Source organism: Mesorhizobium sp. M7A.F.Ca.CA.001.10.2.1 (assembly GCF_003998575.1).
Classification (GTDB): Bacteria; Pseudomonadota; Alphaproteobacteria; order Rhizobiales; family Rhizobiaceae; genus Mesorhizobium.
In genome coordinates this window covers 1-9,940 of record NZ_RZQY01000169.1, presented here as the reverse complement: position 1 = coordinate 9,940, position 9,940 = coordinate 1, and the positions used below count along the sequence as shown (strand labels likewise).

The window sequence follows — 9,940 nt, the reverse complement described above, 5'->3', positions numbered from 1 at the left end:
GCGCGCCGCCGCCGACATCGACCGGCACCGGTTCGGACGCTGCCGGCGCGGGCTGCGTCGAATTTGCCTGTGCGACCCGGATCTCCGCCGGTGATGCCTGATCGCCGTGTTCATTGGACACGGAATGCTCGTTCAAGGAAGCCGAAAAGCTGTCCAACTCGATATTGTTCGTCATGGCTGAAACCCCTCCGATATTTACCGGATAGAGACAGCGGCCACTTCTACTTTGCAACTGCCCCCTAATCTATTTCATATATTATGATATGCATTGCCCGGCATTTTTTACACGTGGTAAACCGCAACAATATAACCTGATATATGTAGGTTTCTGGAGACCTCCTTGACGGATAGCTGGCCGGCATTTTTCCGGTAAACCAAAGTATAAATTTGAATAAAATTTTAAGTAAAATGGATAAAGACAGTTGCTGGATATTTATCCACCTTCCTTTCCAATAATTTGAGACAAGATTGGTAGCGTCCACAGTCAAAGGTGGGCGTTATGAAAAAGCAAAAATCAGTTCCGGGAAAAACCCGGCTCCAGATGCTCCTGCTGGCAATCGGGCTTGTCGGCCTGGCGGGGCCGTCATTTGCGAGCGATATAGCCGCACCCGGCTGGCCTCAGGAGAATATTCAAACGCCGCCTTCTCTCGGCGGTGTTTCGCTGACGAGGCCTCAGCCCTGGCAGCCTGCGGGCGCTTACCGGATCGGTCTGGTCACCGGCAGCTATGGCCCAGATGTTGGCCGCGGGGATGGCTCGTCAACGGCGCGAGATGACGCCGGGATAGATCCGCTGCAGACCGCGTCGATCATTCCGGGGGTCTTCGGATCGGTTGCCTTGTCCATGCGCAATTTTCCCGTCGCGGCTCGCTGGGCGCCCGTCTACCGGGCAATCGCCGCCTGTTCGGCAGGCAGCCCCTGCGAGCACAAGAGCGCGGCTTTTGCCGGCATGATCGCCGCCGCACAAGGCAAGGGGTTCAGCGAGAAGCTGTCCTTCGTCAACAGCAGCGTAAATCGCCTGATCGCCTACAGGAAAGACAGCGTCGTCTACGGCAAGCTCGACTATTGGGCGAAGCCTTCGGAGATTCTCGAGCGGCGAGCCGGCGATTGCGAGGATTTTGCCATCCTCAAGATGACAGCCCTGCTGAGGGCCGGCATTCCCACGCAAAGCATGGCGCTTGTCGTCCTCCAGGATCGCAAGAGAGGCTTCTTTCACGCAGTGCTGTCGGTGAGCACAGGCAGCGGCACCTTCATTCTCGACAGCCTCAGCAACACTGTCGTGCGTGACAGCGATCTTCCGGATTACGTTCCGCTCTATTCGTTCAGCACGGACCGGGCCTGGATCCACGGTTCAAGACCGGGCGGAGCCCAGATGGCCGACATCAAGGGCGGTTTCGCAACCGTCGCACCCGGCGAAGGCTTTCAGCCATAGGTTCGCCAGCATTGGCGATGCATGCAGAGCAACTCCGGTAAGTGTAACGGTGAACTGCTCTAGCCGCCGAAGACGAACGCCATCAGCAGCTCCGGCTCGAGCACCGGAGCCCGCACCGCATTCAATTGTCCCCGGTATCGACGGTCGCCCGCGCCGATGACAAAACCGGTGGCCACCGGCGATTCGCCATTGGCATCGAGCCGCGCGAAGATGTCGGCCACATTGAGGTCCAGCGCCAGCTTGAGATCGTGCCGTGCGTCATCGCTTGGGGCGATCGGCAATTGACGTTTGACGAGTTGCTGGAACGGCGCGTTGAACGACAGGATCTTCTTCGACGAAGCCAGGGCAAAGGCCGGAGACGGGCAAGCGACCAGTATGGCGTTGATGGTGTTGATCGATGCAAGCCTTCGCAGGGTCAGGTTTTCGTCTCCCAACCCACGCATGCAGGCCACCCGGATCGCGGATGTCAAATTGCCTGTCTGTGCCTGGCTTTCGGCGATCTCGTCGATGAGCATGCCGATCGTGCACTTCCTGCTTTCGGCCATCTGCTTCAGCGACATCCAGAATGCCCGCTCCAGACGGATGCCGCGCCGGATGCCGCCGCGCGCCACAACCCGAAATTCCAGTCCAAAATCCTCGGCGGCGACTGGAGGCAGCAGCCGCTCGCGACCGGAATGATGAGGGCTGGCGCTACCGCTCACTCATCGCCTCCTCGCGCGCCTTGTTGATCGGCTTCAGGAGGTAGTGCAGGATCGTCTTGCGCCCGGTCTTGATGTCGACCGAGCAGATCATTCCGGGGATGATCGAGTAGGCCTTGCCGTCTCTTTGAAGGGTGGATTTGTCAGTCGCCACACGCACCTGATAGTAGGGTTCCCCCGTTTTCTGATCGACCAGGCTGTCGGCTGTGATGTTCGAGACCTTGCCCTCGATACCGCCGAAGATCGAGAAATCATAGGCGGTGACCTTGATAAGGGCTACCTGGTCGGGACGGATGAACGCGACATCCCGTGGCGAGACCCGAGCCTCCACCAGCAACGTCTCGGAGGTCGGCACGATGCCGGCCACGACGGCGCCAGGCTGGACGAAGGCGCCTACCGTGTTCAGCTCCAGCGTGTTGACGATGCCATCCACGGGAGAACGGATATCGGTGCGCGCGACCTTGTCGGTGGCTCCCCTTATGGTCTCATCCACCACCGAAAGCTCCGCCAGCGCCTGGGTAAGGTCGTCCAACGCCTCCTGCTGCAATTGCAGGCCGAGTTCCTCGACCTGAAGCTGGGCTTCCGTGATCGACGATTTGATCTTCTTTATCGTTTCGCCCGCAAGGTTCAGCTGGCCGTTGAGCTCGGTCTGTTCGCGCTCCACCCGGAGCTGCTCGGTCCTTGCCATCAGGCCTTTCTTGACCATCGCGTCGACCAGTTTTGCCTCCTGGTCGCTGACGACCAGGTTCTTTGTAAGACGATCGGAATTGGCCTGCGCCTCGGCCAGTTCCCTCTCGCGCTGGTCAAGGCGTGACTTGAGCACGGACAGCTTGTTGTCGAAGTTCCCGCGCCGGGCGATGAGCAGCTTCTGCTCATTGTCGCAGATTTGCGGAGCGACCGACTGGATGTCCTGCGGGCACGGAAATGGGCCCGAGAGATTGCCGGCCTGTTCGTATTTCAGCCTTGCTATGCGCACTTCCAGCGCGCGCGCCTTGGCCTGCTGCTCGCCGAGACTGGACGTGTTGAGCGTGTTGTCCAGGCGGATGATGAGATCGTTCTTCTTGACCACCTGGCCAATCGTCACGGCGATTTCCTGAACGACACCGGCTTCACTCGCCTGAATGATCTGGGTCTTGGAAGCGGGTATGACCTTGCCGTCGCCGCGTGCGATCTCATCGACTTCGGCAAAGGACGCCCAGGCGACGAAGACCACGAAGAGCGCTCCGATGATGAATATGGACGCCGACGCAAACAGCGGCGGTCGATCTTCTCTGGCAAGCATTTCCCACGCCCCAACGCATTGGATGCAGCAATATCTGTTTTGTCAGGCGCTTGTTTTCTGCAACGCCTGTATGACTTGGTCCTTCGGTCCGTCGGCAACGATTCTGCCCTGTTCGATAACGATCAGGCGGTCGGCCAGCTCAAGCATGCTGAAGCGATGTGTCGAGACGATCAGCGTGGTGTCGCGGTCGAAGGCGACTTTGAGCTGCTTGATCAACTGGCGTTCCGATGCGAGATCCATCGAGCCCGACGGCTCGTCCAGAAAGACGATTTTCGGTTTGGTCAGCAGCAGGCGTGCGATCGCCACCGTCTGCCTCTGGCCACCGGAAAGATTGGTGCCGCGCTCGCCGACATTCATGTCGTAGCCGCGCGGGTGGCGTGAAACGAAATCGTCGACGCCGGCCGCCTTTGCCGCTTCGATGATCTGTTCGTCGGTAGCCTCGGGGCATGCCATCAGGAGGTTTTCCTTGATGGTGCCCGAGAACAGGTCGCCGGCCTGCGCAACGATGCCGACCGCGGCGCGAACCTCGGACGGGTGATACTGGCGAATGTCGATCCCATCCAGCAGCAGCTCACCGGAAGTCGGCAGGAAGAGCCGGCCGATCAGCCGCCCCATCGTCGTCTTTCCCGATCCTATGCGGCCGATGATGCCGATCCGCTCACCCGGCTTGACCGAGATATTCAGGCCGGTCAGAACTTCGTTTTCCGAGCCTGGATAGACAAACCCGACATTCCTGAACACCATCGCCCCCTTGCGGATGGGGCGGTTGACGAAGCCCACCGTGTCGGGTCGATCTTCCGGCTGAGCCATGATCGAGTTCACCATTCTCAGCGAGAGCATGGCCTGGCGAAACCGGGACAACGTTATGGCAATCTGGCCGAGCGGCGCCACGGCCCTGCTCGCCAGCATCACCGTTCCTATGATTGCTCCTGTCGAAACATGCCCTTCCGAGAAGGCATAGGCGCCGGCCACGACCAGGGCGACGGTCACCAGCTGTTGTATGGACTGGGTGATGTTGCCCGCCGCCGCCGAAAGCTGCTTGATCTTCTCGGACGTGTTGGCGGCGTTCTTGGAGTGCTCTCCCCATTTTCGCAGCAGATACGCCTCGGCGCGCAGCGACTTGATGGTCTCCAGCGTCGAGATGGATTCGACCAGCAGGGCCTGGCGCTGCGACGCTTCGTTCATCGAGGCGGCGACGCGCTTGCCGATGCGGCGCTGGGTGATCAGGCCGACGATGACGGACATCACGAAGGCCAGCGCCGGTATGATCACCAGCCATCCGCCTATCGCATAGATCACAAGGAGAAAGACGAAGACGAATGCCGTGTCGATGAACACGCTTATGGTGTTGGAGGTGAAGAACTCCCTGACGAATTCATATTGCGTGACCCTGTTTGCGTATTCACCGGTCGAGCCGGGGCGCGCCGACAGCGACGAGTTCAGCACTTTCTCGAACAGCAGATAGGATATCCGGAGATCCGCCTTGCGCCCGGCATAGTCGATGAGGGAGGCCCTGGCCGTCTTCAAGAGCAGGTCGAACAGGATGACCGCGCCGATGCCGAGAGCCAGCACCCATAGTGTCGATATTGCCTTGTTCGGCAGGATCCTGTCGTAGACGTTCATGGTGAAGATCGGCGAGGCTATGGCCAGCAGATTGATGAACACCGCCGCCAGGACGACTTTTGAGTAGGTGCGCCAGAAAGCGCCCATCGTCCCCGTAAGCCAATGTCTCCGCTCGATCCTGGCCGCCGAGCCGACCGACATGGTCTCGGCGGCATTGGCATAGGTGATCGAGAAGGAAGCGCCGCCGCTGATGTAGCTGGCGGCCAGTTCCGATCGGCCGATCGTGGTGCGGCCGTCTTCCTGGGGCGCGGTGATATAAGCATCGTCTTCGCCCAGAGCGAGCAGGGCAACCGGCAATTGACTGACGCGAAAGACGATTGCCGGCAGGTCGATACGCCCCCTGAGAAAATCGCGGTGATTGAACTCGGTGACTTCCAGGCCGATGCGTTCGGCAAGGTGCCTGATATCGTCGGCCGCAATTCGCGTGTCCGAGAGCGGCACGCCGGCAAACAGCACGGTCTCCGCGCTCGGCCTGCCGAGATATCCGGCAACGGCCGAGAAGCAGGCCTTGAACGCCTCCTTGGGAGAGAGGATATTGGGTTGCTGGTTCACGATCTGCCCGTCAGGACGCTCGCTGGACCTTGCGTCGTCTTATTTCTTCCTCACCGGGGCGAGGATATCGAATGGCAGGTCGTTCTTCTGCTCCGATGGCGTCCGCGCATAGGTCTCGGTGTCCGCGGTTTCCGGTGTTGCAAACTCGGTGCGAGCATAGGCTGTCGCTTGCTTTGCCGGCTCGAGATTCATCGTTTTCAGCAACTGTCCGGTCGCGGCCAGGAGCCGGTACTGGGCAAACAGCGATGCGTAGGACGCGGTATCCGCCAGCGTTGCCGTGTTGAACCGCGTATTCTGCGCGTCGAGCACGTCGAGCAGCGAGCGCTGTCCAACCTTGAACTGCTCGCGATAGGAAGCGACCAGCTTTTCATTGGCGGCGGCCTGTTGCCTCAGGGTCTTCGCCAGATCGGCTTGCCGGAAACGGCGATCCCATGAGGTGCGAACGGCTTCCTCGATTTCGCGCAAGACCTGATGATAGGCGAGCCGCTGCTCGCTGGCGCGGCGGATCTGCTCCTGTTCATTGGCCTTGTCTATGCCGCCGCGATACAAATTCCAACGCAGCACCAGACGCGCCTGCAGGTCATTGGTGTCCCCGTCGTCGCCGTCAATGTCGGTGCCTGCCCTGGCCCGACCTTCAGCAATGACTTCAGGGCCATATTTCGCCCGGGCCGCATCCACCAGGGAAGCCGCGGCGTCGATATCGCTGGTGGCCATGTGAACGCGCGGATTGTTCTGTCGTGCCAGGCCGATCGCGTCATCCAGTGACCGCGGAAGCGCGGCGGCGACATCACCCGGCCGCGAAGCATTGACCAGCGGCTTGCCGACGGTCTTGAAGAACCGGATCTTGGAGGCTTCCAGCTCTTCGGTCGCCTCCTGCATGCGGGCCTTGGCCGCGAACAGACGCTCCTCGGCCTGTTGGCGGTCGGCCTCGTTCAGCGCCCCGCCTGAGATGCCTTGCCGGATGTCGCCGAGTATCGCCTGATGGAAACCCAGATTCTTCTTGGCTTCGGAAACGATCGAAGCCTGCAGCATGTATTCGAGGTAATCCTGGACAACGGACAGCCCGATGAATTCGGACCGTTCCAGCACCCGGAACGACGCTCCGTCGACGCGCGATGCCTGGCGGTTCAATTCCGCGCGACGAGCTCCGCTGTCGAATAATTTCTGGGTCACCACCAGATTCGCTTCCGCCGGATAGAGCGAATCGTCCTCTATCGACAGCGAGCGTCGGGAGGAATTGTCGAGCCGGCGAACACCAGCCGATCCCTCGACATCGACACTGGGAAGGTAAAGGCCCTTGGCCTGCCGCAACTCAAACTCGATTGCTTCGCGGTTTTCGATCGCCTGTCCAATCTCGGGATTGGATTCCACCGCGACAGCCATCGCCTCCTTGAGCGTAAGCGCATGAGCGCCCCCGCAGGTCAGCATGGTGGCCGCCATCAACAGACCAAGGCGCCTGCCTATGGCCGACATGTTTGTCGTATTCATAATCCCACCCTAACGTTTCCCCAGCGTCCTTTTTCAGAGCGCTAACCAAGCCAAGGCCTGCCCGTCGGTGGATTATCCACAAATTCACGGAATGTGTGAGCGATTATTGATTTAGAGGGCGCTAAATAGCCCTTTTGGGCAACAAGGCTGCGAGATGTAGCAAAAATAGCACATAACTTCGGCTCGCTGCGGTTGTATCCGGACGCCCCATTCAGTGGGAAAGCACAGAAAATCGCAAGCCAGTGGGCCGATATGCCCAGAATCATGGCCGGTTCGGATAGCGGTTGTCGATAATCCAACCGGAGGTTGAACGCTTTTTCAGGCATGCCCCTTGGGTGCCGGGTCCAAAAAATACTCTGTCGCGGCGGCCGGCGTGCGCGTCATGTCGCTCATCACGGCCAAAAGCTGGTCAGCGCGTACCTCTAATTTGCGCTCAACGCCACCATGCGGTCGAGCGCCGCGGTCAGGCCGCGAAGCGACACCGGGAAGCTCAGCGGGGTCTCGGCGTCCGTCGTGACATTGAGCTTCAGCACCGAGCCTCCCCTCAGCTTTGCAAGCGTCGGCCGATCGACGGTAAAGACGGAGACGCAACCCGTCGGGAGGCAGGTCCTGAATCGCTGCGGGGGCAGTGGCGGCTGATCGTCGATCTGCAGCGTCACGCCCGGATCGAGCAGGATGCCGAAGGGCAGCAGCAAGGTAGCCGTCGTCGAGCCGTCCGGGCGTGCCGCGATCTCCACGGCAAGAAGCCTCTGCCCGTTCTGCTGGACCTGGTCTTGCGCGAGCGAGCACACTCTCGCCTTCTCGCGAACCGAACAGGTCACACTCCAGTCCTGATAGACCTCGCGCAGCGATGACGGTCCATCCGGGACAGCCGCCACCTGTTGCTGGGCGAACGCCGGCGACATCAACGAGAATAGAATTGCCCCACATGCGGAGACGGCCTTCGGGCCAGACTTCATGTGCAGACCCACTCGCGGATCTTGCATTTCTCTCCCGTTGCCTCGCAGGCCTGCAAGGCGAGATCCTCCGCTTCCCGACGGGTCTCTGCCGAGTTCACGCCCCAGGGCGTGAAACGGTTCTCCACCTTGTCTGCCACGGCGAGCGCACCGCAATGCTTGTAGGGAAAGCCGGTCTCGTCGTCATCATTCCAATGGCGATGGTTGCGGAAGACGGTGACGACGTTGCAGGCTTTTCCGCCCGCGTTCTCGCAATATTTCTGTGCGATGTCCTTCGCTTCCTGCCGCTTGTCGGCGCCCCAGAAGAAGCCGTATTTGCTATCGGCCTGCGAATAGGCGATGGCCGCCCATATGCCTTTTTCCTCCTGTTGCGGCTCCGAGGGGGCCACAAGGTCGGCTGAGACGACTTGTCCACTCCACAACAAGGTCAAGCCCAAAACTGCCAAAGCCTGCAATCTCATGCTCATGGTCGGCATCCTTTCCTTAACCTCAATCGCTTCGCGTCCTACTTCGCCGCCGAAGCGAGGGAGATCACCACACAGCTTTTGCCCGTCGGCAGGAGAAGCGCTTCACCGGCATTGCCGCCGAGTTCGTAGACCTCGACCTGCCCGAGATGGTCGGTAATCTTGCTGCCCTGCGGCAGGATGGATGCGATGTCGGCGCAAGGGCTGGCGAATGGCGCCACCCGCACCATCGCCCCTTCGCAACCCGTGGCGGTGGGCGATGCGAAGACGATGCCGGCGGCCGGTCCGCTATAGCGTTCCGATGCATAGTCCATGCCGACAAAGGCCTGAATGGCGTGCTTGTCGGCCGCCTGATCGTTCCACAGGGATTTGACGCTGTATTTCGTGCCGTTCGTCAGAATCTGTCCGAGCGCCGGATAGACGGTCGAGCAGGCTTGCACACCGGCCTGCTTGACATGCTCGAGGAAGGGCGTGTCCGGAAGCACGGGGGCCGCCGCAGTTTCTGCAGGTGCGGCCGTCGCGCCGCCGACCAGATTGGCGATCGCGGCATAGTTCCCGGCGGCGAAGCCAAGTCCCGCCACGACCAATCCCAGCAATGAATATCCGGCCACGCGTGGCCAGCGCCGCCTTGGGGGCTCGGCCCGCCTCTGCCGATCCGCCTCGACGGCCGGAGTGCGTTTCGCGGACGTGAACTGGTCCTGCTGGCTCATGGTGATGCCCCGATTATTTGAGTGGTGAAAGGGCCTCTGACAGCCCCTTGAGCGTTGCAGTCACGGTGATCGTCTGGCCGTCGACTGTCGAATAGGAGATCGCCGGTGTCGCATTCTGCGAGATCTGTCGGCGCATGACGGGGCCGACCGGCAACATGCCGACACAGACCATTTCGTTGCAGCCGTTCAGGTGCACGTCGATCGGCTGCTTCTGTCCATCGAACTTCAGCGACACCAGTCCATCGCTCCTGGCATTCGCAGCGGTGCGCAGGATCATGTAAGGCTTGCCGTCCTGTGTGGCGGCAAGCGACCAGCTGAAGGCCATCTTGCCTGATGCGTCCTCGATGATCTGCGAGACGTTGCAGACCTTCTTGCGGGCCTTGAGGTTCTCGTCGCAGATCAGTGTCCAGTTATCGAATGGGCGGATGGTGCGCTGATAGTCGCCGAGCTTCACCTCGGGCGGCACCACCACGTCCGAAGGTTTGATCCTGTAGGTCGACGCAACCTGCCCGGCGGCCGGCACGAGGCCGCCGCAGAGTGCCAGGCAGGTCAGGGCAACAAGTCCTTTCATTCCTGCCTCAGTTCAAGGTGAAGCTGATGCCGGCGCCGACACCGACATGCCCACCCGCGGCCGTGCCCGACAGATTGCCCCGGATGCGGCCGTCTTCGCTGGTGTAGCCCGCACCGAAGGCGAACGCGCCTGCGTCCCGCCACAAGCCACCGCCCGCCGCCACGCTC

Annotated in this window: 10 protein-coding genes; 1 reads left to right on the top strand and 9 read right to left on the bottom strand. The window is 60.8% G+C overall.

Annotated features, from left to right (window positions below):
* The first annotated feature begins 841 nt into the window (after nucleotides 1–841).
* Nucleotides 842–1,429 carry a transglutaminase-like cysteine peptidase gene (locus EN964_RS38520; protein WP_236383472.1) on the top strand — a complete coding sequence of 196 codons (588 nt, stop codon included), beginning with the start codon at nucleotides 842–844 and terminating at the stop codon, nucleotides 1,427–1,429.
* A 59-nt stretch (nucleotides 1,430–1,488) separates the two neighbouring features.
* Here the strand turns inward: EN964_RS38520 and EN964_RS13505 are convergent, their stop codons facing one another.
* The 9 genes from EN964_RS13505 to EN964_RS39395 form a co-directional block, all read right to left on the bottom strand.
* Nucleotides 1,489–2,130 carry a ribbon-helix-helix domain-containing protein gene (locus tag EN964_RS13505; RefSeq protein ID WP_127271969.1) on the bottom strand — a complete coding sequence of 214 codons (642 nt, stop codon included), beginning with the start codon at nucleotides 2,128–2,130 and terminating at the stop codon, nucleotides 1,489–1,491.
* Complete coding sequence (locus EN964_RS13500) at nucleotides 2,120–3,409, bottom strand: HlyD family type I secretion periplasmic adaptor subunit (protein WP_127271967.1); 1,290 nt, start codon at nucleotides 3,407–3,409, stop codon at nucleotides 2,120–2,122. The genes EN964_RS13505 and EN964_RS13500 overlap by 11 nt, the downstream gene beginning before the upstream one ends.
* Before the next feature lie 42 nt (nucleotides 3,410–3,451).
* Nucleotides 3,452–5,584: a type I secretion system permease/ATPase gene (locus EN964_RS13495; protein ID WP_127271964.1), complete on the bottom strand. Its 2,133-nt coding sequence runs from the start codon at nucleotides 5,582–5,584 to the stop codon at nucleotides 3,452–3,454.
* 39 nt (nucleotides 5,585–5,623) lie between these two features.
* Nucleotides 5,624–7,072: a TolC family protein gene (locus EN964_RS13490; RefSeq protein WP_127267769.1), complete on the bottom strand. Its 1,449-nt coding sequence runs from the start codon at nucleotides 7,070–7,072 to the stop codon at nucleotides 5,624–5,626.
* A 422-nt stretch (nucleotides 7,073–7,494) separates the two neighbouring features.
* Complete coding sequence (locus tag EN964_RS13485; RefSeq protein WP_236383471.1) at nucleotides 7,495–8,031, bottom strand: invasion associated locus B family protein; 537 nt, start codon at nucleotides 8,029–8,031, stop codon at nucleotides 7,495–7,497.
* Entirely contained in the window at nucleotides 8,028–8,489 is a 462-nt protein-coding gene (locus tag EN964_RS13480) for a DUF4189 domain-containing protein (RefSeq protein WP_013529842.1), read from the bottom strand. The genes EN964_RS13485 and EN964_RS13480 overlap by 4 nt, the downstream gene beginning before the upstream one ends.
* Nucleotides 8,490–8,533: 44 nt before the next feature.
* Nucleotides 8,534–9,202 carry a hypothetical protein gene (locus EN964_RS13475; protein WP_127267771.1) on the bottom strand — a complete coding sequence of 223 codons (669 nt, stop codon included), beginning with the start codon at nucleotides 9,200–9,202 and terminating at the stop codon, nucleotides 8,534–8,536.
* 13 nt (nucleotides 9,203–9,215) lie between these two features.
* Nucleotides 9,216–9,773, bottom strand: a complete 558-nt coding sequence (locus EN964_RS13470) for an invasion associated locus B family protein (RefSeq protein WP_127267772.1) — start codon at nucleotides 9,771–9,773, stop codon at nucleotides 9,216–9,218.
* A 7-nt stretch (nucleotides 9,774–9,780) separates the two neighbouring features.
* Nucleotides 9,781–9,940: YadA-like family protein (locus EN964_RS39395; protein ID WP_164775811.1), on the bottom strand; the 160-nt coding region annotated here is incomplete at its 5' end.

Coding starts and splice junctions, on each gene's coding strand:
- EN964_RS13500 (WP_127271967.1), bottom strand. CDS start 3,409: ATGCTTGCCAGAGAAGATCGACCGCCGCTGTTTGCGTCGGCGTCCATA.
- EN964_RS13470 (WP_127267772.1), bottom strand. CDS start 9,773: ATGAAAGGACTTGTTGCCCTGACCTGCCTGGCACTCTGCGGCGGCCTC.
- EN964_RS38520 (WP_236383472.1), top strand. CDS start 842: ATGCGCAATTTTCCCGTCGCGGCTCGCTGGGCGCCCGTCTACCGGGCA.
- EN964_RS13485 (WP_236383471.1), bottom strand. CDS start 8,031: ATGAAGTCTGGCCCGAAGGCCGTCTCCGCATGTGGGGCAATTCTATTC.
- EN964_RS13490 (WP_127267769.1), bottom strand. CDS start 7,072: ATGAATACGACAAACATGTCGGCCATAGGCAGGCGCCTTGGTCTGTTG.
- EN964_RS13480 (WP_013529842.1), bottom strand. CDS start 8,489: ATGAGATTGCAGGCTTTGGCAGTTTTGGGCTTGACCTTGTTGTGGAGT.
- EN964_RS13475 (WP_127267771.1), bottom strand. CDS start 9,202: ATGAGCCAGCAGGACCAGTTCACGTCCGCGAAACGCACTCCGGCCGTC.